The 26,520-nt window shown below is 45.6% G+C and carries 23 protein-coding genes; 16 read left to right on the top strand and 7 right to left on the bottom strand.

All coding sequences use genetic code 11. The annotated features are described in order from the left end of the window. Positions 1-131 precede the first annotated feature (131 nt). The 11 genes from gyrB to HGH47_RS07090 all read left to right on the top strand — a co-directional run bounded on the left by gyrB (position 132) and on the right by HGH47_RS07090 (position 13,623). A complete protein-coding gene (gyrB, locus tag HGH47_RS07140) occupies positions 132-2,048 on the top strand; it encodes a DNA topoisomerase (ATP-hydrolyzing) subunit B (RefSeq protein WP_432911322.1) in 1,917 nt (638 codons plus the stop codon). 31 nt (positions 2,049-2,079) lie between these two features. After that, positions 2,080-2,256, top strand: coding sequence for a hypothetical protein (locus tag HGH47_RS07135; RefSeq protein ID WP_298680029.1), 177 nt, complete (start codon positions 2,080-2,082; stop codon positions 2,254-2,256). Positions 2,257-2,259: 3 nt separating this feature from the next. Beyond that, on the top strand, positions 2,260-2,874 hold the full coding sequence (locus tag HGH47_RS07130; RefSeq protein WP_432911317.1) for a hypothetical protein: 615 nt from the start codon (positions 2,260-2,262) through the stop codon (positions 2,872-2,874). Between the two features lie 186 nt (positions 2,875-3,060). After that, the gene (gene gyrA / locus HGH47_RS07125; protein ID WP_432911314.1) at positions 3,061-5,577 is read left to right on the top strand and encodes a DNA topoisomerase (ATP-hydrolyzing) subunit A; all 2,517 of its coding nucleotides are present in this window, start codon (positions 3,061-3,063) and stop codon (positions 5,575-5,577) included. Between the two features lie 219 nt (positions 5,578-5,796). Next, positions 5,797-6,216, top strand: coding sequence for a hypothetical protein (locus tag HGH47_RS07120; protein ID WP_212564837.1), 420 nt, complete (start codon positions 5,797-5,799; stop codon positions 6,214-6,216). After that, entirely contained in the window at positions 6,194-7,339 is a 1,146-nt protein-coding gene (locus HGH47_RS07115) for a P-loop NTPase (protein WP_432911310.1), read from the top strand. Before HGH47_RS07120 ends, HGH47_RS07115 begins: the two co-directional genes overlap by 23 nt. Before the next feature lie 10 nt (positions 7,340-7,349). Further along, positions 7,350-9,551: a FapA family protein gene (locus HGH47_RS07110; protein WP_432911307.1), complete on the top strand. Its 2,202-nt coding sequence runs from the start codon at positions 7,350-7,352 to the stop codon at positions 9,549-9,551. A gap of 11 nt (positions 9,552-9,562) precedes the next feature. Further along, positions 9,563-10,546 (top strand): prolipoprotein diacylglyceryl transferase, encoded by a 984-nt coding sequence (gene lgt / locus HGH47_RS07105; protein WP_432911304.1) that lies wholly within the window; start codon positions 9,563-9,565, stop codon positions 10,544-10,546. Next, the gene (locus HGH47_RS07100) at positions 10,539-11,003 is read left to right on the top strand and encodes a hypothetical protein (protein WP_432911301.1); all 465 of its coding nucleotides are present in this window, start codon (positions 10,539-10,541) and stop codon (positions 11,001-11,003) included. Before lgt ends, HGH47_RS07100 begins: the two co-directional genes overlap by 8 nt. A 14-nt stretch (positions 11,004-11,017) precedes the next feature. Beyond that, positions 11,018-11,479 carry a transcriptional regulator NrdR gene (gene nrdR / locus HGH47_RS07095; RefSeq protein ID WP_212564833.1) on the top strand — a complete coding sequence of 154 codons (462 nt, stop codon included), beginning with the start codon at positions 11,018-11,020 and terminating at the stop codon, positions 11,477-11,479. Between the two features lie 50 nt (positions 11,480-11,529). Continuing rightward, a complete protein-coding gene (locus HGH47_RS07090; RefSeq protein WP_432911298.1) occupies positions 11,530-13,623 on the top strand; it encodes a ribonucleoside triphosphate reductase in 2,094 nt (697 codons plus the stop codon). A 343-nt stretch (positions 13,624-13,966) separates the two neighbouring features. Here the strand turns inward: HGH47_RS07090 and HGH47_RS07085 are convergent, their stop codons facing one another. From HGH47_RS07085 to HGH47_RS07065, 5 genes are all read right to left on the bottom strand, one after another. Beyond that, positions 13,967-14,791 carry a hypothetical protein gene (locus HGH47_RS07085; protein WP_432911295.1) on the bottom strand — a complete coding sequence of 275 codons (825 nt, stop codon included), beginning with the start codon at positions 14,789-14,791 and terminating at the stop codon, positions 13,967-13,969. A gap of 28 nt (positions 14,792-14,819) precedes the next feature. Beyond that, positions 14,820-15,515, bottom strand: a complete 696-nt coding sequence (locus HGH47_RS07080; RefSeq protein WP_212564831.1) for an ABC transporter ATP-binding protein — start codon at positions 15,513-15,515, stop codon at positions 14,820-14,822. Beyond that, a complete protein-coding gene (locus HGH47_RS07075; protein WP_432911292.1) occupies positions 15,512-15,892 on the bottom strand; it encodes a GntR family transcriptional regulator in 381 nt (126 codons plus the stop codon). The genes HGH47_RS07080 and HGH47_RS07075 overlap by 4 nt, the downstream gene beginning before the upstream one ends. A gap of 249 nt (positions 15,893-16,141) precedes the next feature. Next, on the bottom strand, positions 16,142-17,296 hold the full coding sequence (locus tag HGH47_RS07070; protein ID WP_432911289.1) for an iron-containing alcohol dehydrogenase: 1,155 nt from the start codon (positions 17,294-17,296) through the stop codon (positions 16,142-16,144). A 206-nt stretch (positions 17,297-17,502) separates the two neighbouring features. Then, positions 17,503-18,207, bottom strand: a complete 705-nt coding sequence (locus HGH47_RS07065; protein ID WP_253675093.1) for a B3/B4 domain-containing protein — start codon at positions 18,205-18,207, stop codon at positions 17,503-17,505. A 102-nt stretch (positions 18,208-18,309) separates the two neighbouring features. Between HGH47_RS07065 and folK the strand changes: the two genes are divergently transcribed. The 5 genes from folK (at position 18,310) to HGH47_RS07040 (ending at position 22,619) form a co-directional block, all read left to right on the top strand. Then, positions 18,310-18,798, top strand: a complete 489-nt coding sequence (gene folK / locus HGH47_RS07060) for a 2-amino-4-hydroxy-6-hydroxymethyldihydropteridine diphosphokinase (RefSeq protein ID WP_432911285.1) — start codon at positions 18,310-18,312, stop codon at positions 18,796-18,798. A gap of 116 nt (positions 18,799-18,914) precedes the next feature. Next, positions 18,915-19,949, top strand: coding sequence for a low-specificity L-threonine aldolase (gene ltaE, locus HGH47_RS07055; RefSeq protein WP_432911282.1), 1,035 nt, complete (start codon positions 18,915-18,917; stop codon positions 19,947-19,949). Beyond that, complete coding sequence (locus tag HGH47_RS07050; protein ID WP_212564825.1) at positions 19,950-20,930, top strand: cation diffusion facilitator family transporter; 981 nt, start codon at positions 19,950-19,952, stop codon at positions 20,928-20,930. Next, complete coding sequence (locus HGH47_RS07045; protein WP_212564824.1) at positions 20,930-21,805, top strand: hypothetical protein; 876 nt, start codon at positions 20,930-20,932, stop codon at positions 21,803-21,805. Before HGH47_RS07050 ends, HGH47_RS07045 begins: the two co-directional genes overlap by 1 nt. Further along, positions 21,780-22,619, top strand: coding sequence for a hypothetical protein (locus HGH47_RS07040; protein ID WP_212564823.1), 840 nt, complete (start codon positions 21,780-21,782; stop codon positions 22,617-22,619). The genes HGH47_RS07045 and HGH47_RS07040 overlap by 26 nt, the downstream gene beginning before the upstream one ends. Positions 22,620-22,826: 207 nt before the next feature. Here the strand turns inward: HGH47_RS07040 and ppdK are convergent, their stop codons facing one another. Then, positions 22,827-25,571, bottom strand: coding sequence for a pyruvate, phosphate dikinase (gene ppdK, locus HGH47_RS07035; protein ID WP_212564822.1), 2,745 nt, complete (start codon positions 25,569-25,571; stop codon positions 22,827-22,829). A 166-nt stretch (positions 25,572-25,737) separates the two neighbouring features. After that, complete coding sequence (locus HGH47_RS07030) at positions 25,738-26,349, bottom strand: HAD family hydrolase (RefSeq protein WP_212564821.1); 612 nt, start codon at positions 26,347-26,349, stop codon at positions 25,738-25,740. Positions 26,350-26,520: the final 171 nt, after the last annotated feature.

Here is a 26,520-nt window from a genome sequence, read left to right as displayed (position 1 = left end):
AGCTCGATTTTCATAAAGAACGGGAACTTCTATCATTATCATCATTTTATAGAATACCCCATAATTCATAGGATACCGCTAAAAATCATCCTTTTATCGGTTCCCTTCATTTTATTCTCTAAGGATAGTGCATGACAACGCCTTCATATTCAGCGGAAAATATTACGGTTTTAAAGGGGCTGGACGCCGTCCGCAAGCGCCCCGGAATGTATATCGGCTCTACCGGACCTGACGGGCTGCATCATTTGGTATACGAAGTTGTCGACAACTGTATCGACGAAGCGATGGCGGGCTATTGCGATACGATTTTGGTCGTATTGGAAAAAAACGATACCGTCAGGGTAGAAGATAACGGACGCGGTATTCCCGTCGATATTCACCCCGAAGAGGGCGTGAGCGCGCTGGAGTTGGTTTTGACGCGGCTCCATGCAGGCGGTAAATTCGACAAGGGTTCGTACAAGGTTTCCGGCGGTTTGCACGGTGTCGGTGTTTCTGTTGTAAACGCACTTTCCACCAGTATGGAAGCGATTGTTTGCAGGGACGGCTTTGAATATGTGCAGAAATTTGCCGCCGGTGAGCCGCTCGGCCCGGTTGCCAAACGTGGAGAAACGCAAAAGCGCGGCACTACCATCCGCTGGACTGCCGACCCGACTATTTTTACCGAAACGACCACCTATAACTTTGACGTACTGGCAGTCCGGTTGCGCGAACTCGCCTTTTTGAACAACACCATCAGCATCGTATTGCGGGATGAGCGGCTTTCTACACCCAAAGAAGTTACTTTTGCCTTTGACGGCGGGCTTTCTCACTTTGTGCGTTACCTGAACGAAAGTAAACAGGTGTTACCCAAAGAACCGATCTATTTTGACGGTGAAAAAAACGATGTCATTGTTGAACTTGCAATGCAGTACAACGACGGTTATAAAGAAAACATCCTTTCTTTTGTCAACGATATTAACACGCGCGAGGGCGGTACCCACCTCGAAGGTTTTAAAACGGCGCTCACTCGCGTGATGAATGAATTCTTGAAAAAAAATGCCAAGCTTTCTAAAAAGATGGAAAAAGAAGAAAAGCTGATGGGCGAAGATGTGCGAGCCGGTTTAACGGCGGTACTGTCGGTCAAAGTTCCCGAGCCTCAGTTTGAAGGACAGACAAAGACCAAGCTCGGCAACAGCGATGTGCGCAGCATCGTTGATACCTTTATCAACGAAAAGCTCACCCTCTTTTTTGAGCAAAACCCGACCGAAATCGATAAAATCCTTGAAAAAGCAGTCGGTGAAGCAACCGCCCGTATCGCAGCACGCAAGGCGAAGGAAGCGACCCGCCGGAAAAGCGGCCTTGACAGCTTCGGACTGCCGGGAAAACTTGCCGACTGTTCTTCCAAAGACCCTGAAAAATGCGAGGTCTATATTGTAGAAGGTGATTCTGCAGGCGGTTCCGCAAAGAAGGGGCGCGACAGTAAGACGCAGGCGATTTTGCCGCTGTGGGGAAAGATGCTGAACGTCGAAAAGACCCGGCTCGACAAGGTACTCAGCAATGAGAAACTCCAGCCGATTATTGCAACGCTCGGTACCGGCATCGGCGAGGATTTTAACCTTGATAAAATCCGCTATCATAAGATTATCATTATGGCGGATGCCGACGTGGACGGTTCCCATATCCGCACGCTTTTACTCACCTTCTTTTTCCGCTATATGCCGGAACTGATCGAGCACGGTTATGTGTATCTCGCGATGCCGCCGCTCTATAAAATTTCCTACAATAAGAAAGAATGGTACGTGTATGACGACAGTGAGCGGGACAGCATTTTGAATGAAATCGGACGCAACGTCAGCCCTGCGGTGCAGCGGTACAAGGGTTTGGGTGAAATGGACGGCACGCAGCTCTGGGAGACTACGATGGATCCCGCCCGCCGTAAGATGATGCGGGTAACCCTGCCCGATGCGGTAGAGGCAGACCGGATTTTCAGCACGCTGATGGGCGAAGAAGTAGAGCCGCGCCGCAAATTTATCGAAGAAAATGCGGTGTACGCGAATTTGGATGTGTAAGATACAGGGGTTTGTCAGGGAGGTGTTTTGTATGGATGAAAAAAGAAATGAAGATGTAAATACCGATACCGGCGCAGCTTCTAAAATCATTGCCGCAGGGATAGGAATACTATCCGCTTCTGTTTTAGCTTATTGCGGATATAAAATTATCAATAATCAACTCACTAAAACCGAGTATGAGCCGGATCCGAATAAAGTGATAGAATAACGTATGTATAAAAAACGAGATAATTTACTATTCGGTTTTCACGGTTGTGATGAAACAATTTGCGATGCGTTAGTATCCGGAAAGCAAAGAAATTTGAATTTTAGCGAAAATCCTTATGATTGGCTCGGAAAAGGTATGTATTTCTGGGAAAACGATCCTGAACGCGCTTTCGAATGGGCTGAAAGTCTTATGCGTCGGAAGCAAAATGAAAATCAAAAAATAACAAAACCCGCGGTTTTAGGCGCTGTTATTTGCCTTGGGCGTTGTCTTGATTTTCTTGAAAGAGAAAACCTTAGAAAATTAAAAGAATATTATAATACAATTTCCGAGTATTTTAAAAAGCAAGGTGTAAATTTACCTGAAAACAAAGGCGGAAAAGATCTTTTAAAAAGAGAACTGGATTGTTTTCTTATAAATTCATTTGTCGCAAAGCAAAAAGAAGAAGATGAAAGCCAATCATACGATTCTGTACGCGGCGTATTCTTTGAAGGAAATGAATTATATCCAACGTCAGGATTTAGAGAGAAAGATCATATTCAAATTGCAATACTGAATCCTAATTGCATAAAGGGCTTTTTTAAAGTTCGAAGTGAGGATAAAAGTTTTCATTCGGTATAACAATTTGGATTTATAATTAAGGAGTGTTAAATTAAAGCCGTACAAATGGCACGGCTTTGATTTACTCAAGTTCGCTTAATAGCAAACTTGTATATCATCTGCATGTTCTCACTTCGTTGCGAACATGCGTAAAAAGTCAATCGAAAGTTGACACTTTCTTCTTGACTTTTTATGGGAGCATAAAACGTGGAAGAGATAAAAACGCCGGAAGGCGGGGTGTTAATCCCCATTCCGATTGAAACTGAAGTAAAACGTGCATATATAGACTATTCGATGTCGGTTATTGTGAGCCGTGCGCTGCCTGATGTGCGGGATGGCTTGAAGCCGGTACACCGCAGAATCCTCTATTCGATGGAAGAGAAGAGTTTACGCTATTCGGGGCCGACGCGCAAATGCGCTAAGATTGTCGGTGATGTGCTGGGAAGTTACCATCCGCACGGTGATGCCTCCGTCTATGATGCGCTTGTCCGTTTGGGGCAGGATTTTTCCCTCCGGTATCCGGTAATCCATCCGCAAGGAAACTTCGGTACCATCGGAGGCGACCCGCCTGCAGCCTACCGTTATACGGAAGCAAAGATGGCGCGGCTTGCGGAGTCGATGGTAGAGGATATCAAAAAAGACACCGTTGATTTTATTCCGAACTTTGACGATTCTACGCAGGAGCCGACCGTTCTGCCGGGCAAATTTCCGTTCCTATTGGCGAATGGTTCAAGCGGTATCGCCGTCGGTATGGCAACCAATATGCCGCCGCACAACCTACGCGAAATTGCTCAAGCGGTATCCGCCTATATCGACAATCCTGATATTACCATTGATGAGCTTGCCAAGTATATTAAGGGACCTGACTTTCCGACCGGCGGCATTATCTTTGGTAAAAAGGGCATCCGGCAGGCGTTTAAAACCGGACGCGGGAAGATTTTAGTCCGCGGCAGGTTCAATATCGAAGTTGACAAAAAAGGCAAGGAAACGATTATCTTTACCGAAGTGCCTTATCAGGTAAACACCACGGCGCTCGTTGCGAAGATTGGCGACCTTGCCCGTGAAAAAGTGATAGAAGGGATTGCGGCAGTCAACGATGAAACCTCAGACCGCGCCGGCTTACGGCTGGTTATCGAGCTGAAACGGGGAGCAATCGCAAAGGTGGTGCTGAACCAGCTCTTTTCCAAGACGGCGCTGCAGTCCTCCTTCGGCGTTATCAACCTTGCATTGGTGGATGGGCGGCCGCAAACACTGACGCTCAAACAGCTGGTCGGCTACTTTGTTGCGCACCGGCAGGAGGTTGTTACCCGCCGCGTCCGCTTCGACCTCAAAAAAGCTGAAGAACGCGCTCACATTTTACGCGCTCTTATCGTCGCCATCGACAACATCGATGAGGTGATTAAGATTATCCGCGGCTCCCGCGATACGGCTAGCGCCAAGAACGCGCTGATGGAGCGGTTCTCGTTTGACGACATACAGGCGCAGGCAATCATTGATATGCAGCTCAAGCGGCTCACCAGCCTCGAAATTGAAGACCTTCGCAAGGAATTGCGGGAGCTTGAACTGCTGATTGAGCATTTGAAAGACCTCTTGGCGCATCCTGAAAAGATACTTGCGCTCATTAAGCAGGAAACCGATGAGCTTGCAGAGAAATTCGGCGACGATCGTCGTACCGATATTGTCAGCGATGAGGTAGAAGAGATTAACATCGAAGATCTCATCAAAAAAGAGCAGATGGTAGTGCTGGTTTCCAACCTCGGCTACATCAAGCGGGTACCGGTTACCGCCTACAAGCGGCAGAACCGCGGCGGCAAGGGTTCCAACTCGGCTGCCTTGGTTGAAGACGACTTTATCGACCAGATTTTCACCGCTTCTACACACGACTATATCATGTTTATCACCAATGAGGGGAAGGCGTATTGGGTTAAGGTACACGAAATCCCCGAAGCGAGCCGTACAAGCCGCGGTTCGCATATCAAGTCGCTGCTCGCCGTATCTTCCGACGAGGAAATTACCACGATTGTGTCCTTAAAAGAGTTTAGTAGCGACACATACCTCTTGATGGCGACGGCGGGCGGCATTGTGAAGAAGGTACAGACCGATAGCTTCCGGAATGCCAAAACGCGCGGTATTATCGCCATTAAGCTTGATGAAGGGGATAAGCTCGTGAGTGCGATCCTTACCACCGGTAAAGATGAGCTGATGCTGGTAACCCGGCACGGACAGGCGCTCCGCGTTTCCGAAACCGAAATACGGGATCAAGGACGCGCTTCGCATGGGGTAATCGGTATTCGGCTGTCCGGCGGGGATGAGCTGACCGGCGCGCTTCGGATTAACGGCGGCAAGCTCCTCGTGATGAGCGAGAACGGCTACGGCAAGCGGGTTGACTTTTCCGAGTTTTCTCCGCATGGGCGCGGTACCGGCGGGCAAAAGGTGTACACCATTACCGAAAAAACCGGCGAAGTGGTCGGGCTGCTTGCCGTCGCTGACGATGACGAAATTGTGTGCATCACCGGACAGGGAAAGACCATCCGCGTGCAGGTTTCCTCTATTAATGTGATGGGACGCGCCGCGCAGGGTGTTAAAATCCTCGATATCGAAAGCCCCGACCAGCTCATCGGGTTGGATGTGGTTGCACGCGAGGATGAAGAAGACATCGCGCCGCCCGCTTCGGAAACAACCTTCAACGGAGAGCTTGACCTCGACGGAGGGGATGCGGAGTAGACAGAGCTTAGACGTAGTACAAACCACCCGTAAAACAGGTGATTTGTACTGAGTCTATAAAAACAGGGACTTAAGCCAAGACTTAAGTTCTACGCTTCCACTAACGTTCAAGCCTGTTGCAGTTTGGACACGCCGCTCCCCTTTGAAGGAGCTTTTGTATTACGTGCGCCTTGATAATAGCCCTTGACCTAACGTAATCTAGCGCATACACTCTATTAGATGAACAAGAAAACGGTTGCTGCCTATTGTGCCGCTTTTGTGTACGAAATAATAAAAGTTTTTTATATCGCTGTCTTTTCTGTCGGCTATCCCCAAGGGATGACTTTCTTTAAGTATAGCGCACTTGCGGCGCTCTGTATGCCGGTACTTTTGTGGCTGATGCTCGCGTTAAACGAAAAAGACTTTCACTGGGCGCTTTATGCGGTTGCATTGTTCAAATTAACCGCTGTTTGCGCGGAATTCCTCTATATTTTTCAACAGGGATTTGCTATAATAGGGATTGTCTTTAACTCGGCACAAAACAGCATTAGGATCGATTTTTCAAAGGAAGTTCTGTTTTTCCTCGCAGCTGATACGGTGCTGTTGTTTTATTCATTTATAAAGGGGAGTGTGTATTATGCAAATAATACCGATTGCTAGCGGAAAGGGCGGGGTCGGAAAAAGTCTTCTTTCCGCGAATCTTGCAATTGCACTCGGACAAGCAGGAAAAAACGTTCTGGTTGCCGATCTGGATTTAGGCGCATCGAATCTTCACTTAGTCCTTGGGCAGCAATCGAATGCGCACGGAATCGGTACTTTTCTGTCGGGAAATTCGTCATTTGAAAATATTATTGTAAATACGGGGTATCCGAATGTTCGTTTTGTTCCGGGCGACTCCGAAATTCCCGGCTTCGCAGCCTTAAAAGCCTCCGATAAAAACAGCTTAATCAAAAATATGCTTAAAATGGATGCAGACTACCTAATTCTTGATCTCGGTGCAGGAACGCACCTCGGTATTCTGGATTTCTTTTTACTCTCCCCTCAGGGCATTGTCGTTACTGCGCCGTCGGTTACCGCAATACTGAACGCATATCTTTTCCTAAAAAATGTCGTATTCCGTATGCTCTATGGAGCCTTTAAGCGAAACAGCCCCGGTTTTAAATACCTTGAGAAGCTCAAGTCGGATTCCGCATCTATGCAGCGAATGTATATTCCCCGCATCATCACCGAGCTGGAAAAAGTCGATTCTAAAAACACCGAACTTTTTTTATCCAATCTGCGGAAATTTAAGCCCCGGCTTATTATGAATATGCTTGACGACCCGAAAGATGCCGATAAAGCCTTAAAGATCCGCCGTTCATGTCAGGAATACCTCAATATCAACCTTGAACACCTCGGCGTTATTTACCGAGATACAATACAGGATACGGCGCTTGCATCGCGTTTACCCGTCATCTTATACAAACCACATGCGATGATTTCTCAGGCAATCTATCGCATCGCCGACAAAATTCTGCAGTCCGAAACCGAAACCTTTCAAAATGCGGCAGACTACGCCGAATATACCGACGAAACGTTTCAGTCTGCCGAATTGGAGGCTGAAACCGACTTCCGCTCAAAAATGGGCTATATCGAAGACCTCATCGGCAGCGAGGCGCTGTCGATGAGCGATATTGCCGAAATGCTCAAGAGTCAACAATATGAGATTTCCGTCTTAAAGAAAGAAAATGCTTTGTTAAAGCGGAAAATAAAAACAGCCCTTGAACAAGGGTATCGTATATAAGCGGTATGATATGAAGTGGACGATAAAACAAAACGAAAGAAATAAAAAGTGGTATTTTTCCGTCAGCGACGTAGACAATAAAGAGGATTGTGTATTCCCCAGCTATGCAGAAATAGTAGAACAGGCTAAAAAAGAGGGAGTATCTACCGAAAACCTCATCAACGCACAGCAGTTTGAACGTTACTTCGATAAAATATTGTATGGAATAACCTTGCCGCTTCCCCTCGAAATCGAACTTGATCCATCCTTTGATACACGGCTTATTATCGATCCGAATAAAACCAAGGCGACGCTCTATATACGGAAAGCAAAAAACGAACCGCACAGTATCGATAAAAAACTGATTACGACAATGCTGAATAACAGCCAAATTGCAAACATCGATTTTAAAGCGCTGGACGAAAAAATAACTGCTTTTGTCGAAGCATCTGACCGTGAAATTGAACTTGTCATCGCAGAAGGCACACTTCCCGGCCGAGGAAAAGATCGATCTCTTATTTCGCATATTACAAAGTTGGACGAGGCAGAAGATATCCTGTTCCGTAAAAAACTGCTCCATGCGGTAGGAACAGCCCGTGAGCAACCGCAGATGATATACGACAAAGACTTTCCGCTATCCGAAGCGCAAGCTCTTTCCATCGTCGCAAAACACGATCTGCTGTACGAATTTTCAAAATCGGAACTCGGAACAAGCGGAGCGGATATTTATGGAAATACTATTCCGGGCTTACCGGGCAATGACCCCTTTGTACTTGATTTACGAAATATCACGCAAACCAACGACGAACTAAAAGCCGGTTGTAACGGTATTCTTTTATCGGCGGAAAGTCCCGACGGACTCAAGCTACGTATTATCCCGTATAAAGATGCCACGGTCAAAGCTGTTATCAGTGCCGACAACATGGAAGCATCGCTCATCCTCGAATCGGGAAGAGGAGCCGGTGCACGCCTTTCACTTTCCCGCTTAAAAAAAGCCTTGGACGAGGTAAACCTACCGCCTGATCGATATACCGACAAAATACTGAGGGAGGCTATTTACGAAGCACGGCTTTCCTCTGCGCCGGTTGAATTTACCGTCAGCAGAGGCATACAGCCGGTCGCCCCGCATTCGTACCAATTTGACTGGAAGGTACATTTCGGGCATTCCAACAGTGTTTCGGTAAAACGAGGAGAAACCCTGTTGGAAACATTCTTTCAGGAAACCGGCGAGAAAGGATCCGACGTATTCGGTACTACTATAGAAATCGATAAGGCCGTACCATTAAATCTGCCTCAAACCGATAACACGATCCGTGTCATTAAACAAGGAAGAAAAATTTCTTTCGTAGCGGCTGTACACGGAGAATTGATACGCACCGGTGAAAGGCTCAAGATACTGAATTCAAAAATTATCGACACTGATGTGAATAAAGAAACCGGCGACATTATTTTTGCGGGTGATGTGATTATCAATGGGGACATAGATGCAGACCGCAGCGTAAAGGCAGGCGGCAGCTTAACCGTCAACGGAGATGCAGGTGTATCGCTGGTGTATACCAAAGAATCGCTTTTAATGAACGGCGGCATACGCGGAGAAAGCCGCGGTACGGTGTGGGCAAAGAACACGATGGCACTCCATTTTGCCGAAACCGCACGGTTGTTCGCAGGCGGTAATATCTATATCAATGAATACAGTTTCCGCTGCGTTGTTAAAACAAACGGTCAACTCATTATGAACGGAGAACCGGGTAGTTTTATCGGGGGAAACGCCCATGCTGCCCACGGTATCAATGTGCGCAATTTAGGTGATTACAAAACCGTCCGCACGATTATTTCTTTCGGGCAAGACTACCTCATAAAAGATAAAATCGAGGTATACGAAAAACAGACGCAGGAAAACCTGCTGGAGCTTGCTCGCATAGAAGCGGAGTTAAGCGATACGGAAACCCCTGCTGACCGTATCCAAGAACTGCGGGAACAAAAAGTCATCTTGCTTAAATCAAATACGTCTCTGGGTATAAAGATTTTTAAGTTGAAAGAGAATTTTGAATCGCATATTCCCTCGGAGGTGAAGGTAACCGGCACCGTGTACCCCGGCGTTATTTTAGAAAGCCATGGCAGATATTACGAAGTACGCGAACCGGCTTCTCATGTCATATTCACCTTTGATTCAAAACAGGGCAGAATAGTCTGTAATCAAATTGAAGATAAAATCGACTTTACGGCGGAATAAGAGGTGTTTTTATGATTTGTGCTATTCAATATCCGTCGTGGATAAAACCGGAGATTATTCCGGGCTTCCCCTTTTTACGATGGTACGGACTTATGTACCTCGTTGCCTTTGCGATAGCTTTCGCGCTGTTTAAGGTACAGGTTAAAAAAGGTGAGTTACAACGATATGCAAAAAGCGAAAAGCCTATCACGAACGAAGATATCATCGACTTTTTTACATGGTCTCTATTCGGGCTGATGCTCGGCGCCCGCATTTTTGCAACGCTGGTATATGAACCGACATGGCTTTATTGGCAAAAACCGTGGTTGATCTTTTGGCCGTTCTCAGAAGCGCGGCAATGGACGGGCTTACAGGGAATGTCGTATCACGGGGGGTTTATCGGATGCTTCTTAGGCGCCTTTCTGTGGACAAAACGGCATAAACAGGACTTTTTCGCTTGGGCGGATACCGCAGCAGCAGGCATACCGCTCGGCTACACTTTCGGACGGCTCGGAAACTTTTTCAATGGAGAACTCTATGGGCGCATCACAACAAGTCCCATCGGTATGATTTTTCCGTCAGTGCCGCTGCACGATTGCTTTCCGGTCAAAGAAGCATGGGTACAAGAGTTTGCAGCAAAAGCAGGAATCGCTATACAGGAAGGAGCACAGTATGTCAACCTGCCTCGCCATCCGAGCCAGCTGTACGAAGCGCTGTTTGAAGGAGTGCTCCTCTGGATTGCGGTATGGCTGGTGCGCAATAAAAAACCGTTTAACGGCTTTTTATTTTGCTTCTATACCATCGGTTACGGTGTTGTCCGTTTTTTTATCGAATACTTTCGACAGCCCGATTATGAGCTGGGCTTCCGGATTGCAGCGGACGAGGCAAATATCTATCTTTTTAGCTCGTTCAAAAATATTTCTACCGGACAAATCTTTTGCTTTATGATGATTGCAGGCGGTCTTATCGGTATCGGCCTTTTAGCTCGATATAATCGGAAGCGTAACCATGGATAAACCGTTGTTACCTGAAAAAAAACGAAGCAATATTTTCACCTTTTCGCTCCTTTCTCCCGGAACACGGGTAGGATATGCGGTGATGCTGCTGTGTACCAGTGCGGCCTCCGTTCTTATGTATAATGAACGGCATCAGCTACCGATTTTGGGAATTATATTGGGATGTTTTTCGCTGTTTGTGCTGTGCTATATAGATCGGTGGAGCTTTAACTGTACGGAACAGACGGTAGAGTATCGAGTCGGCCTTGTGTTTTTTGCTTTGCGTACGCAACATCTTTTTTCCGATATAGAAAAAGCCGAAACGGAGCGCTTTACCAAAGGGATTTTTAAAACACCGTTCATAAAGTGCGTGCTGTGTTTACGAACCGGAGAAAAGAAAACAGTCGCCATTTTTCCGGCACGCAACACAGCGCTCGAACGGCAGTGGGAAACACTCACAGCCTTTTTTGCCGGTTAAAAAAGGGAGAGAATATGCGCTGTCCGTATTGCGGAAGTGTTGACGACAAAGTGGTAGAGTCCCGAACGCTCGGGCAAGGTGATTGCATCAGGCGGCGACGAGAATGCCTCAGCTGCGGGTACCGCTTTACCAGCTATGAGCGGATAGAAGAAAAACCGCTGATGGTGGTTAAACGAAACGGCCGGAGAGAGCCATTCGATCGCTCAAAATTGGAACGCGGCATCGAACGCTCACTGGAAAAGCGCCCCGTTTCGATGAACGAAATTGAAAACATCGTCAGCGATATTGAAGATGCAGCGGTTATGAATAGTAAGAGCGCTAAAGAAATCAAGAGTACCGAGCTGGGTGAAATGGTACTTGCCCGTTTATACACTGTAGATAAAGTAGCGTATATCCGGTTTGCATCGGTATATAAGAAATTCAATAACCTTGATGAGTTTATCAACGAAGTACAAAAAATACATGGGCATCTCTAAAAACTCAAGTTTTTAGAGGTTCCGATATGTCAAATATGGGGAGGAAGCAGATGGATCAAGCAGTATTTCCTGAATGGACAGCCTTTTTGGGCGATACAACAATAGAAACAAAACCGATATTACGCTCGGTGGTAAAGCGGTCAGGCGATATTGAAGTTTTTAATCGAAATAAAATAAAGATAGCAATTCAAAAAGCGATTGAAGCGGTTACCGGTTCCGTAGATGAAGAAAAAGCTGATTTATTGACGGTTGCAGTAGAAGAAAAGTTGACGGAGTTGATGGCTTCGCGCCATGCACATTCGATTCCGGCAATCGAAGAAATTCAGGATATTATTGAAAATGTTTTGATCGAACGCAATGAAGCACGCATCGCAAAGGCATTTATCCTCTACCGTGCAAAACGGGAAGCTGTCCGCGATGCGGAACGGCTGATGATCGATATCGACAAAACGATGAACGGTTACTTGAGCAAAAGCGATTGGCGGGTCAACGAGAATGCCAATGTCAATTTTTCGCTCGGCGGACTCATCCTGCATAACTCCGGCACGATAACGGCGAATTACTGGCTTAAAAATATCTACACGCCGGCAATCGCCGAAGCGCATCAGACAGCCGCCTTCCACATCCATGACCTTTCGATGTTTTCGGGCTATTGTGCGGGATGGTCGCTCCGGCAGCTCATTCAAGAGGGCTTGGGCGGCGTTCCCGACAAGATTACGTCGAAGCCTGCGCGCCACCTTTCTACCCTTATTCAGCAAATTGTGAACTTTCTCGGCATTATGCAAAATGAATGGGCGGGGGCGCAAGCATTCAGCTCTTTCGACACCTATCTCGCACCCTTTGTAAAAGCCGACAAGATGGACGAAAAGAGTGTAAAACAGTGCCTGCAAAGCTTTATCTACGGGGTTAACACGCCGAGCCGGTGGGGAAGCCAAGCGCCGTTTACCAATATCACACTCGACTGGACATGCCCCAAAGACCTTGCCGATAAAAAGGCGGTGGTCGGCGGAAAGGAAACCGATTTTACCTACGGTGATTGCCAAGCGGAAATGGATATGATCAATAAGCTCTTTATCGAGCTGATGCTGGAAGGCGATGCGGCAGGTCGCGGCTTTCAGTATCCCATTCCGACCTACAATATTACCGAGGATTTTAAGTGGGATAGCCCGAACGCCGCTCTCCTTTTCGAGATGACGGCAAAGTACGGGACGCCGTATTTTCAGAATTTTATCAATTCTGATCTTAACCCGAGCGATGTCCGCTCTATGTGTTGCCGTTTGCAGCTGGATAAACGCGAACTGAGGAAGCGGGGCGGCGGTCTTTTCGGCTCCGACGAATTTACCGGATCCATCGGCGTTGTTACCATCAATATGCCGCAAATCGGCTACCTTGCGCGCACGGAAAAAGAATACTTTGACCGCCTCGACTATCTGATGGAGCTTGCTAAAACCAGCTTGCAGATTAAGCGCAAGGTGATTCAGCGGCTGCTGGAGGGAGGACTTTTCCCGTATACGCGCCGGTATCTCCAGCACTTAAACAATCACTTTTCTACCATCGGAATTTGCGGCATGAACGAATCCTGCCTTAACTTCCTCGGAGAAACTATCGTGAGCGGAACCGGTAAAGCTTTTGCCGAAAAAGTGCTGACTCATATCCGTAAGCGGCTCGCGGATTTTCAGGAGCAGACGGGCGACCTCTTTAACCTTGAAGCAACCCCCGCCGAAAGCACCTCGTACCGGCTTGCACGGCACGACAAACAGCAGTTCCCCGATATTATCACCTCAGGGGAGCGCGATCCCTACTATACCAATTCAAGCCAGCTGCCGGTTTCGTACACCGCCGATGTGTTTGAAGCGCTCGATCATCAGGAAGCGTTGCAGCGTAAATATACCGGCGGTACGGTATTCCATATCTTTTTAGGAGAATCGATTAAAGATTGGCAGGCGTGCCGCGATTTGGTTAAAGCGGTTGCATCCCACTACCGTATCCCGTATTTTTCCATATCACCGACTTTCTCCATTTGCCCCAAGCACGGATATATCGACGGGGAGCATTTTGAATGTCCCTTGTGTAAGCGCGAAAAAGAAGCTGAATTGGAAGCCCGCTTGCGTGAACTGGAAGCGGAAAAGGAAGCGCTGGGGTAGTCCTTTTGAAGATATACACGCCGTCTGCTTTTTTGCTTGTTCAGCGAAGTACGTCCATGTACTTCGCTGAACACAAGGGGATGTCTCAAAAGTTGGTTACTTTTTCGCCATCCCTCATCAGCATAGCTGATAACGAGTTTAAAATTAAGTCAACGTCAAGAAATTGATCTCCATGTCAATTTCTTGACTGCAAGTTTTCTTGCGAAAACTTGTTTCTGCCTAGTTCCACTGCCATCCGTGGCAGCTTTGCAAAACGGACATGGATGGCAGTGGTTTTAGTAGTAACATCGCATCTAAATCTAAGGAAACTGTCCAAAAACTTGAAGTTTTTAGCGGTTCCCTCTTACACTTCTACCTTCTTTTTTAAAAGCCAGACCGAAAGAAAAAAGCATCCGATACCGAAAGCGATAGAAAGCAGAATGGATACTACCGGTACATGTACCGTAGTAGTAGGATAGGTAAGCGTTCCGGCATAATGGTGTATTCCGTAAATGTTAATAGTAAATATTTCGCCCAACATTGCGGCTGCTCCTGTTTCAATCGTTCCAATAAATGAAAGCATACCCATAAATAACAAGATACCTCCTACTGTCCAGAGGGCACGCATACGTCTAATGTTAAAAGACCGCACAATAGTTTGAACAGCAAGGGTTATATTTCCGATCAAAATAAATCCTGCAATAAACAGAAACAGCAGCACAATATATCCCGGAATATTTTTGACTAGTATCGTGTTTAAAAGCTCGATATTAAGCTGGAATAAATCCCGGAAGTGGAATCCCATATAATGGATAATCCAAAACAGCATCACTATCACAAAAAGGATCAGTGCGGCAATCGCGTATATACAAAATTCTACAAGTCCGCATAGCATTCTGCCAAGCACTATCCATTCAGTACGTACCGGCAGCGTGAGCATAAGATAACTTTCATCGGTGAATAGCAATGAGCGCCCATAGCCGCTGCTGCACCGGATAAAGGATGAAAGCGGAATAACCGCTAACGCTAACATGGTTAGCACAAACCAGAAATGATAAAAACCGTTTGTTACATCGTTTGTCATGGTAAGGAACAAGAGTTCAACCCCACTCATACATGCCATAAGGGCACAGTGAAGGAGAATACTTTGTTTCCGCTGTAAAAAGATGTATTTAAAAATCTGCTTCATATAAACCTCCGTAAACTCAAGAGCCGTCTTAACCGAAAATTTCGAGATAGAGCTGATAAATTGATTTTTGGTGCGATTCCCGCAGCTGCTCTGCATCACCGGATAGGGCGATCGTTCCTTCCCGTAAAAATGCAACATCGGTAAAGACGTGTTCAACATCGGTTACCAGATGCGTACTGATAATAATGGCGCTATTTTCCGTCCATGTTTTAATAATTGTCTTAATAATTTTTTCACGGGCGACTGGATCGGTTCCGCCGAGCGGTTCATCAAGAACAAAGAGTTTTGCTGCACGGGAAAAAGTAAGCGTCAGATTCATTTTTTCGATCATGCCCTTTGACATTGTTTTAATACTTTGGTTTGGATCAAGCTGCATAAAACTAAGCAGTTCCAAAGCCTTATTCCGGTCAAAGTCCTCAAAAAAATCTCGATAAAATTGAATGGCATCCAACGCAGTCATTTTAGGATAGAGGCAATTCCTGTCGGGTAAAAAAGAGACCATAGCTTTTGTTGCAAGACCGACAGTTTCACCGCATATCCTGATCTCCCCTGAGCTTGCGTGCAGGAGCCCTGCAATAATTTTTAAAAAGGTCGTTTTGCCCGAACCATTGGGACCAAGTAAGCCGAGTATCGAACCATCCTGTATTTCTAACGAAATATCTTTTAGTACCGGTTTAGTAAAATAAGATTTCTTCAGTGAATCCGCTTGTAAAATAATACTCATGGGGTAACCTCCTGTGCAGCCTGCGTTGTAGCTGAATTTTTTATCAGTTCAATAATTTCAGCCCGTGAATAGCCGAGGCTTTCCAAGTCATGGATAAATGCCTTGGTGATACACGTAACTTTTTCAGTACGCAGCCGGCTGATCAAGTCTTGATTATCAATGACAAATGAGCCGATGCCTCGTTTTGTTTCGATAATGCCGAGCGATTCACAGTCCTTATATGCCCGTGAAACGGTGTTTTGATTCACTTCCATCATCATCGCCATTTCTTGAATGGAAGGAAGTTTTTCACTCGGTACCAATGTACCGTTCAATATATCGTTTTTTATTTTTTCGATAATTTGAACATAAATCGGTATATCGGTATCATATTTCATGCCCTCCTCCTTTAGTATACTATGTAACTAGTATACTAGTTTATTAAGTAATAAATGTCAAGAGAGGGGGATGTTAAGGGAAAGAATAACACATGAACCGATAAAAATTGTTTATGTAAGAACGGTAAAAGAGGTTGTAGAATCAGAAGAGAAGCACATTGCAACGTAAACAACATCCTATGCATAAAAGAAAGCCCTGCTACCGATGAGGGCAGCAAGGGCGTTTTATCTTATGAAATGGTTATATTGTTAAAAATCAATATCTTTGCCGTAATAGGCTGCAAGGTAAATCTTCTTAATATCAACAGGAGAGGTTTTGCGCGGATTGGTCAGCGTACAGGCATCGTTAAAGGCTCTTTCGCTCATCAAATCCAATACCTTGAGGAACTTATCTTCTGGAATAACGGTATTCTTGCCTTCCTGTATGGTGCGGGTAATACCAACTTTCCGGTTCAAGGCAGAGACTGCATTTGCGATATTATCAATACCTAAAGCCCCTTCCAGCTTGCTGTACCGGTCGGTTTCTTTTCTATTATAGTTGATAATATACGGAAGCATAATTGCGTTTGCCTCACCATGCGTCAGATGGAACTCACCGCCAATCTTATGCGCCATCGAGTGAACGATACCAAGCGAGCAATTGCTGAATGCAATACCGGCAACCGTTGATGCCGTGTGCATTTTTCCGCGTGCTTCCATATCGTTTCCGTTTGCGACGGCCCGCTCAAGATAGTCGAACACCAGCCGGATCGCCTCAAGTGCATAAGGATCGGTGTAATCGTCGTGAGCGGTAGACACGAAGGCTTCGATAGCATGGGTCATAACGTCCATACCGGTTTGAGCCGTTACCAGCGGCGGCATTTTTGCGGGGATTCTATCATCGACAATCGCAATATCGGGGATAATATCAGGGCTTACGAGCGGATACTTGATATTTTTTTCCGTGTCGGTAATAACGGAGAATGCGGTAATTTCGGAAGCAGTTCCGGATGTTGACGGGATACCAACCAGCTTTGCTTTTGTACGCAGCTTGGGGAATTTGAAGGCGGCTAAATCGTCAAAGTTATAGCCGGGGTATTCGTAGTACACCCACATGATTTTTGCAGCATCCATTGCAGAACCGCCGCCTAATGCGATAATCCAATCGGGATTAAAGGCTGCCATCTTTGCGCCGCCTTCTTTACAGGTCTTAACGGAAGGATCAGGCTCTACGCCGTCGATAACCGCTACTTCCATACCGGCTTTTTCCAGATAGCCCTTCGCTTCATCGATAAAGCCGAATTTTTTCATCGAGCTTCCACCGGTAACGATAGCCGCTTTTTTCCCTTCCAATGTGGAAAGAAATTCCAAGGCACCCACTCCGTGTACAATCTTAGGCGGGATACTGAATGTTGCGTACTTCATAATTTATACTCCTATTCATTAAAAGAGGCGTTATGTTGTACCGTTTTGTAACTGTATCTTAAACGGATAGTCTAATCCTCTTTTATTTTATAGATAGTATTATAACGATATTTTATTATTTAGTAAATAGGAAAACGATAAAAAAACACCGATCAGCCAAAAAAAATAGACTAACCGGTGTTCTTATTATTTATAGTAAGATAGAATTATAGTTCGATAGAAGGATTTGATTGCGTTAAAATTTCGGTTGTAACAGCTGCACCGAGGTACTTTTGAGCATACTCTCCGATAAGCGCCAATGCAGCTTTTAAGTCTTCCAAACGGGCAGGATCAAGGTTTTCCATGATGATAAACGCATTTTTTGTGTTTTCGGTAATCATTGTGCGCTGCCCGTCGCGCCAATTAAAACAGCGGCATATTGCGCCCTTGTTATCACGATAGCACAACTCACCTTCCAGTGTTTGGCTATGCTCTTCATCGCCGAGCGCAAAAAAATCGTCGCCGCCCTTTGTAACACCGAGGATTAAATCACCGTCAAAGGTATCGCTGTCTTCCGCTCCGCACGGCAAGCCGAATTGCAATGACGCTGCATTGTAAATATCTACCAGCGGATTAATATACGAAACGGGATTCTGTTTTTCTACCCGCTTCAGCAGCGCTTCGATACTGCATCGAACACCTTTCTTTGTTTTAAACTTGCGGTATGCATCACGCCAGATGGCGATAACGGGGTTTTCGCTGAATACGTTTTTTACCAAAAATTTTTCCGCATCGGCATTACTCCGCGAAAGTAATACCTTTATATCACGAACACTTTCGCCGCTATTATCTATACCCTTTAACAGTACCACACCGAGCTGCGCTTGAGGAAAAAGCTCCCAAAAAGAAGCATCCGCCAAAAATTTACTCATAATACCTTCGTATCTCCTTTGTAATAAATGATGACAATGTAAAATAGTATTGCTACTATAAAAGTATACTATTCTTTTGTAAAGAGGCCGAAAATTTTAGTTATGGAAACAATTATATTGGGACTTGGCTCCAACCGTGGAGATTCAAAAACAATCCTTGCAGAAGCAATTAAACGGTTCGCGTCTTTTTTAAATAATATCCGTACCTCATCCGTCTATATCACAAAGCCGCAGGATTATCTCGATCAGGATGATTTTTACAACATGGTTGTATCGGGACACTATGCAGGGAGTCCCGCCTCGTTGCTTAAAACTCTGCAACGGATCGAAGCGGACTACGGCAGAAACCGTGAAATTGAGATTCCAAAAGGCCCTCGTACACTCGACATCGATATTCTCTTTTTTGGGAGCCAAATCGTTAAGCTCGATAATCCTCCGCTTATCATCCCGCACCCTGCCGTACACCGGCGAGCCTTTGCACTCATCCCATTATTGGAACTGTATCCTGACTACCATGATCCCGTTACGCGACAGCCGCTCGCCGCCGCACTCGCAGCCCTCCCCGATCAAGGCGTGCGGAAAAGTGTCTGATGCGTAGCTGAGGTTCAGCATCGCAAATTACATCTAAGAAAAACCTCTAAAAACCGTAAGTTTTTTAGAGATGTCCTGTATTGCATTGGAAGGGGTTATGAGATACACTTGAATATATGAATTACATTGATTTACGCAGTGATACCGTTACGTGGCCAACCGAGGCAATGCGAGAAGCGATGGCGAAGGCTCCGGTCGGCGATGATGTGTACGAAGATGATCCTACCGTTAAGGAGCTGGAACAATATGCGGCAAGTATTACGGCAAAAGAGGCAGCGCTCTTCGTGCCGTCCGGCGTATTCGGAAACCAGTTGGCGCTTTTCACGCATTGTCCCCGCGGCAGTGAGGTCATTTTAGACGATCAATGTCATATCGTACAGCACGAAAGCGGAGCCGCGAGTATTATTGCAGGCGTACAACTGCGGACGATCGATGCGCACGGTTCTATTCTTTCGCCGGAATCAATCGAACCGCGGGTACGTATCGGCGACGATATCCATGAACCTAAAACAAGTCTTATCTGTTTGGAAAATGCGCACTCAAACGGAAAAGTGTTTTCGGTAGAGCAGATGGAGCAGGTGAGGAGATGCGCAAACCGCTATCATATTCCCGTTCACCTTGACGGCGCGCGTCTGTTCAATGCAGCCGTTTCTTTAGGTGTTGAAGCGAAGGAACTGACGCAGCATGTCGATTCTGTTATGTTCTGCCTTTCCAAAGGCTTATGCGCACCGGTCGGCTCTATTTTAGCGGGAAGCCGCAAATTTATCGACCAAGCCCGCCGGAACCGCAAAATTATGGGCGGCGGTTTGCGTCAGGTGGGTATCCTTGCCGCTGCGGGCTTAATCGCCTTAAAAGAGATGCGGTACCGCCTTGATACCGACCATCAGAATGCGGGAATGTTGGAAAAGCTCTTAAACGATATCGATAAAATAGAGATTGCGCATGACCGCAGGGACATTAACTTTTTGTTTTTCAAAAATAGCGCAGATGCACAATTGGATACGGAAGCCTTTGTCGAATATATGCATGGAAAAAATATTTTGATCAATCCTTGCGACCGCAACGGGTATTTCCGATTGGCAACACACTATTGGATAACAAAAGAACATATCCAATATATTGCGGACACAATTAAAGAGTTTTACGCCTAAATGCAATCGACCGATCAAAATACGCTTACACAGGATACACGCACCAAGATTGTACGCACAGCTTCTTTTATTGCACTCGGGGGTAATCTGTTTCTCTGCATAATGAAGCTCGCCGTAGGCCTTATAACCGGCAGTCTTGCAGTGTTGGGAGACGGCATCGATACGGCAACCGATGTCGGTATTGCCGTGATGGCAGTGCTCGTCAGCTTTATCATCAATAAGCCGTCGGACTCCCGCTATCCGTGGGGACGGCAGCGTGCCGAAACCATTGCCTCTATGGTATTGGCGTTTATCATTATGTTCGCCGGCATCCAGCTCTTTATCGCCTCAATCAATAAACTGATACAGGTATATAAAGGCGAGCTGCTTCCGATGCCGCAGCGCATTGCGATAATCGTAACGACGGTGTCTATTGCCGGTAAGCTTCTCCTCGCGCTTAATCAATATCTCCTCGGTAAAAAAGCCCAAAGCTTGATGATACTCGCCAATGCACGCAATATGGTAAATGATATTGTTATATCATCATCGGTACTTTTCGGCTTTGTTATTTCTCTGTTATTCCATGCACCGTATTTTGACCCGCTTGTTGCATTGCTCGTTTCATGCCTGATTATCAAATCGGCCATTACGCTCTTTATTGAACTCAATGTTGAATTGATGGATGGCAATACCAATAAGCAGCTTTACGAACAGCTTTTTAGCGCCGTAGCAACCATCCCGGAGGTTAAAAACCCGCATCGGGCGCGGATACGCAAAATGGCGAATTTGTGGGATATCGATTTGGATATCGAGGTTGACGGCTCCATGCCGGTAAGTGAAGCGCACAGTATTGCCGAAAAAACTTCGCTCGCTATTAGAAATGCACTTGGGAATGTGTATGATATTGTGATCCATATTGAACCGTATAATTCCGATAGGGACGGGGAGTGCTACGGATTATCGTTGGAAGATATGGATGGTATGGGAGGAGATATAAAATAGTGCGAAAAAAATGGTTCGGGGCATTTTTTTTATTGATACTACTGCCGCTCTGTTCGGAATCTCTACGGGATCAAAATAAGGCATATTTTGACTCTATTCAATGGGAAGCATTGGGAGATGATTTGGTTATTCCGCCCCTTCCCGAACCGTATACTATTGAAGGCGACCGGCCTGTTCCGTATGCGGATACTATCGATGACGGCGATATTCTTCCTTCATTGCCGCAGCTTGGGATACTGGATTATCAAAATATTCCCGAAGATGTCCTCGCCTTTTGTGATAAAATCACAGCAGCAATTGTTTCAAAATCGATTGATGATGCCTTTTTTAGTACACAAAAAGCATTTTTATCTCATCTCGGTCGTTTTATGATAGAACATTTTCCTGATTTTTCTTATGCGTTTTACGGACGCCCATCATTCAAACAGGATGGCAGTGCAATAATACTGATGCGGCTGACTGTAAAACCGGCAGCAGCGGAAGTGAGTGATGAAGTTAGCAATGAAAGCAAAGAGACCGCTGTACCGCATGATACGGCGATAAGCCAAGGTTCATCTTTACAGCAGGATGCGATTACACAACAAGATGCAGCTGTACAACAGAATGCAATTGTACAGACTGGAGAGCCGGAACCGGACGCTCTTCCTATCGAAAATACCAAAAGTATGGAAAATACCGCAGGTACTAAAGCTATCGAGGAAGGTATCGAAGAACAGCCGGAGAATATCGCTGAGGTTCCAGACTTTTTTTCCGATGACGAACAGCCGCTGTTTATTATGCTGGAATTCGGCGCAGTAAAAGAAGATACCGCATGGAAAATTTCTTATATCGATTTTAAGGGGGCAGAATATGCAGATTCCGCTCTCACGAATTGAATATGACTATATCATTGAATCATTCTTACAGGAGTTCCCGCCGCTTCTTCTACAATCGGGAGCGCTCTTTTATATGTTGCCGTCCGGCTCCTATACGATAAAAAACAGTAAGCTCTATTTTCAACCACTGCCTGAATTCATCGGGAAAAAAACATCCGTTTTTTTTGATCATAAAAAACGAAGCATTGTCTTTCATACAACTGTTTATGCACATAACGGCAGCTGCTCTATAGCGTTACCCGATATTGCATATAAATACGACCCCGATGGACAGCAAAAAAACAATGTTTTTGCAGAAATTCATATACCGGATAACTCTCCGATTACCGCGCATGAACACGAACATTTTCCCCTCGATTCGATTATCCATACTGATCTGTATTTGCCTGCCTTCACCGATTTTTTACCATCGGCTTATCAAACGGCCGCACAATATACGGCAGAAAAAACAATAACGCGGAATATGTTCCCGCTTTTTTTATACCGCCTGCACGAGTTTGAACGGCAAACGTTTATGATGTTTAACCCATATTCATCAAGCGGGCTGTATGTATTGTTTATAGACAGTAAGATACTCATCTGCGGATGCAAAGACCGCTATGCAGTTTCAATCGGGAAACGGCAATCGCTTCAGTTTGTGCTGCATTTTCCTCACCGTACCATTCATAGCAAAGGGCGAAGTCTATTTTCCCATTTTCTTCCAAAAAGCAACTGTGCTGTACTCGGCTTTGTGTTCGAAGATCTTTTCGAAGAGGATAAACGGTTTTTGTATGAGCGGGTGTATCATGAAAAGTACAACCCCTCTGACTTTTGAAAATATACGACACATCTACTTCGTTGCCTTGGAGCTGTCTTGAAAGTAACTAACTTTTGGAACATCCCCATGCTCCTTCTTTATAGTTTTTAAGCGTATCTCCCTTATTAGCTTTCATCCGGAATTAAGCTATAAAGTAAAAAGGCTACCCAAAACTAAAATTTTCGGGCAGCCTTTGGGTACAGTTATATAAACTATAACGATTATTTATTTCTTCTTTGTTGTGGTTTTAGCGGATTTTGCCGTTTTGGTCGTTTTTTTAGCTCCGCCCTTTTTCGCTTCTATTGCAGCCTGTGCAGCAGCAAGGCGGGCAATCGGAACACGGAATGGGGATGCCGAAACATAAGACATGCCGACACGGCAGCAGAACTTAACGGATTCCAAATCTCCGCCGTGTTCACCGCAGATACCGACCTTTAATTCGGGGCGAGTTGAACGGCCTTTTGCAATACCGTCTTTTACGAGCAACCCGACGCCGACTTGATCCAACGACTGGAAGGGATCGGCGGGGAATACTCCCGCTTTTTGCTCATCCACATACGCAGGCAAGAACTTCGCAGCATCATCGCGGCTTATACCAAGCGTCATCTGCGTTAAGTCGTTAGTTCCGAACGAGAAGAACTCTGCCCGTTCTGCGATTTTATCGGCTAATAAAGCAGCGCGCGGAGTTTCGATCATCGTACCGACCAAGTATTTAATCTTAGCCTCATGCTTTTTTAGAATTGCGTCTGCAACGCTGCGAATTCTTTGCTCAAGAATCGCAAATTCTTTAGGATCGATAGTAAGCGGAATCATAATTTCGGGCAGTACCGTAATACCTTTTTTGTGCACATTGCATGCTGCAGTAATAATAGCGGTTACTTGCATTTCGAGAATTTCGGGATAAGTAATTGCCAAACGGCAGCCGCGATGACCGAGCATCGGGTTTGCTTCATGGAGCTGTTCTACCCGTTCCTTTACACTTGCAAAACTGATATTGAGCGCTTCGGCCAACTTCTGCTGACCTTCCTTATCGTGTGGTACAAATTCATGCAGCGGAGGATCGATTAAGCGGATGGTAACGCCTTTTCCATCCATTGCTTTAAAGATGCCTTCAAAGTCCTTTGTTTGAATCGGAAGCAGCTTAGCCAAAGCCTTTTTGCGTCCCTCGGTAGTGTTTGCAACAATCATCTCACGGATCGCGAGAATACGCTTTTCATCATTAAAGAACATGTGCTCGGTGCGGCACAAACCGATACCTTCGGCTCCGTGTTCGATTGCAACTTTCGCATCTTCGGGGCGGTCAGCATTGGTGCGTACTCTAATGGTACGAATCTCGTCAACCCACTTCATCAAGGTCTTATATGATTCAGGCTGTTTTGCTTGTACCAATTTCAGCTCGCCGACATACACATCACCTTTGGTTCCGTCAAGGGTGATAAAATCGCCTTCTTTCAGGACTTTACCGTCATAGCTGCATTCGCCTTTTTCGTAATCGATAACGAGTTTTTCGCATCCGACGATACAGCATTTTCCCCAACCGCGCGCAACAACCGCTGCGTGGCTGGTCTTTCCACCGGTTGCAGTCAAAATACCCTGTGCAGCGTGCATACCGCCGACATCTTCGGGGCTGGTTTCCTTACGCACGAGAATTGCTTTTTCTTTCTTTGCAGCAAGCTCTTCTGCCTTAGCGGCGGAAAAACAGATTTTTCCGGTGGCAGCGCCCGGGACTGCGGCAATTCCGCTTACAAGCAATGCGGATTTCAAATTTGCCTGCTTGTAGTCAATAGCCGGATAGAAGATACCTTCGATATCGCTTGCTTTAATACGCATGATCGCTTCTTCTTTTGTGATAAGCCCTTCATTCACCATATCGACAGCCATTCTGAACGCGGCAGCAGGAGAGCGTTTACCGGTACGGCACTGAAGCATATAGAGTTTACCCTCTTCTACGGTAAACTCCATATCCTGCATGTCCTTGTAGTGGTCTTCCAAAAGAGCGCGGACTTTGCAGAGCTGGTCATAAGCTTTTTTATCTTCTTTTTCAAATTCGGAAAGTTTAATCGGTGTACGGATACCCGCAACAACGTCTTCACCCTGTGCATTAAAGAGGTAGTCTCCGTAGAATATATTTTCACCGCTGTTGGGATCGCGCGTAAAGCAAACGCCGGTACCGGAGGTATTCCCCTTGTTACCGAATACCATCTGCATAACGTTTACTGCAGTGCCTTTAATTCCGACGAGGTTTTCTACGCGGCGGTAAGTAACGGCTTTTTCGGCCATCCATGAATTGAATACCGCTCCGATAGCGCCCCAAAGCTGCTCGATCGGATCCTGTGGGAAGTCTTTCTTAATCTCTTTTTTATACAGCGCCTTAAATTTTGTAATAACTTCTGCAAGCTCGTCTTCATTTACATCGGTATCGCCGACTTTTTTACTTGCTGCAATGTTCAAGCGTCCGCGGGTATGTTTTTCTTTTACTTCATCAAAAAGGGCGTCGAATTTACTGCGGTCAATACCCATTGCCGTTGAACCGTACATCATAATGAAACGGCGGTACGCATCCAAAGCGAAACGGCGGTTCGATGTCTTTTTTGCCAAGCCTTCAACCGATTTATCGGTTAAACCGAGGTTCAAAATCGTTTCCATCATACCGGGCATCGAGACGGGAGCACCTGAACGGACGGAAACCAAAAGCGGATCGTTGGGATCACCGAGTTTCTTACCGGCGCTTTTTTCCAGCTTCTGCAAATTCTCTTTTACAGATTTTTCCAAACCGGTAGGGTATTTCTTATTATTTGAATAATACAATTGACAAACTTCAGTGGTAATTGTAAAACCAGCGGGAACGGGCAACTTTGCACGGGTCATTTCGGCTAAGCCGGCGCCTTTACCGCCCAGTAACTGCTTCATCTCGCCGTTACCTTCAGCCTTGCCGTTTCCGAAGAAATAGACATATTTTTCTTCTGCCATGATTTCCTTCCTTAATAAATAGATAAAAATAGATTAGATACATGGGCATCTCTAAAAACTCGGTTAGCTTTTAGAAATGTCCTAACATATAAATAATGCCGTTATTTTATAGTGTACGATAGTTTATGTCAACGGCTCAATCAGGGCTTAATCCGGGCTTTGTCGTTTACAGGCAAGAAAGCCAATCTTTCTGAGCTTGCGCCAATCCTGTCCATACAAAACCTCGGAATCCGAGCTTTTGCGCTGCAGCGATATTCCGTTCAATGTCATCGAAAAAAACAACTTCATCTGCGCGGATACCCAAACCTTTAAGACACTTGCGATAAATTTCCGGTTCGGGTTTTATCAGATGCAACCGGCATGAAAAGCATGCATAATCGGCGGCTACAAAGGGAGGAATTTCTTTTTCATATCGATCTAAAAATTGATATGGCATATTGGAAAGGATGCCCAATTTAAATCCTTGCTTTTGAATGTTCAATGCCCAATCGCATACCGCATTATTTAAAGTTCGCCAAGCGGCTAAATCGATATCCACCATTTTTTTTAGTAGCTCGGCATCTTTAGCGGCTTCTTCATAGCCGTTATTTTGCAGTAAGCGGCTGTACATTTCCTCACCGCTGATGATGCCGCGATCAAAATCGCTGCGGTGTGTGCTGTAAAGATTTCCAAATGCTTTCAGCGGAATGCCGGTTTCGGCAGCCAGTGTCGCATCGATAGCTTCCGTATCGGTTAAAGAAATAACATTGCCGTAATCCAAAATCAGTGCTTTAATCATGAAAGACTCCTTGGGCATCTTTTAAAAACTGATTCGTAGGTCGGCAACGCGGACACCTGAATGAGCATTTTCTTACAGAATAAGCTGATAAGCTCGCAGTTTTTTAGAGATGTCCTTATTGTCATAGCATGAATTGAATATAAAACTCAAGAAGTTCACGGTAAACGCTAT

Source organism: Treponema sp. OMZ 805, from assembly GCF_050937395.1.
Taxonomy (GTDB): Bacteria; Spirochaetota; Spirochaetia; order Treponematales; family Treponemataceae; genus Treponema.
The sequence above is the reverse complement of the archived record's forward strand: the minus strand, read 5'-3'. Positions and strand labels throughout refer to the sequence as shown.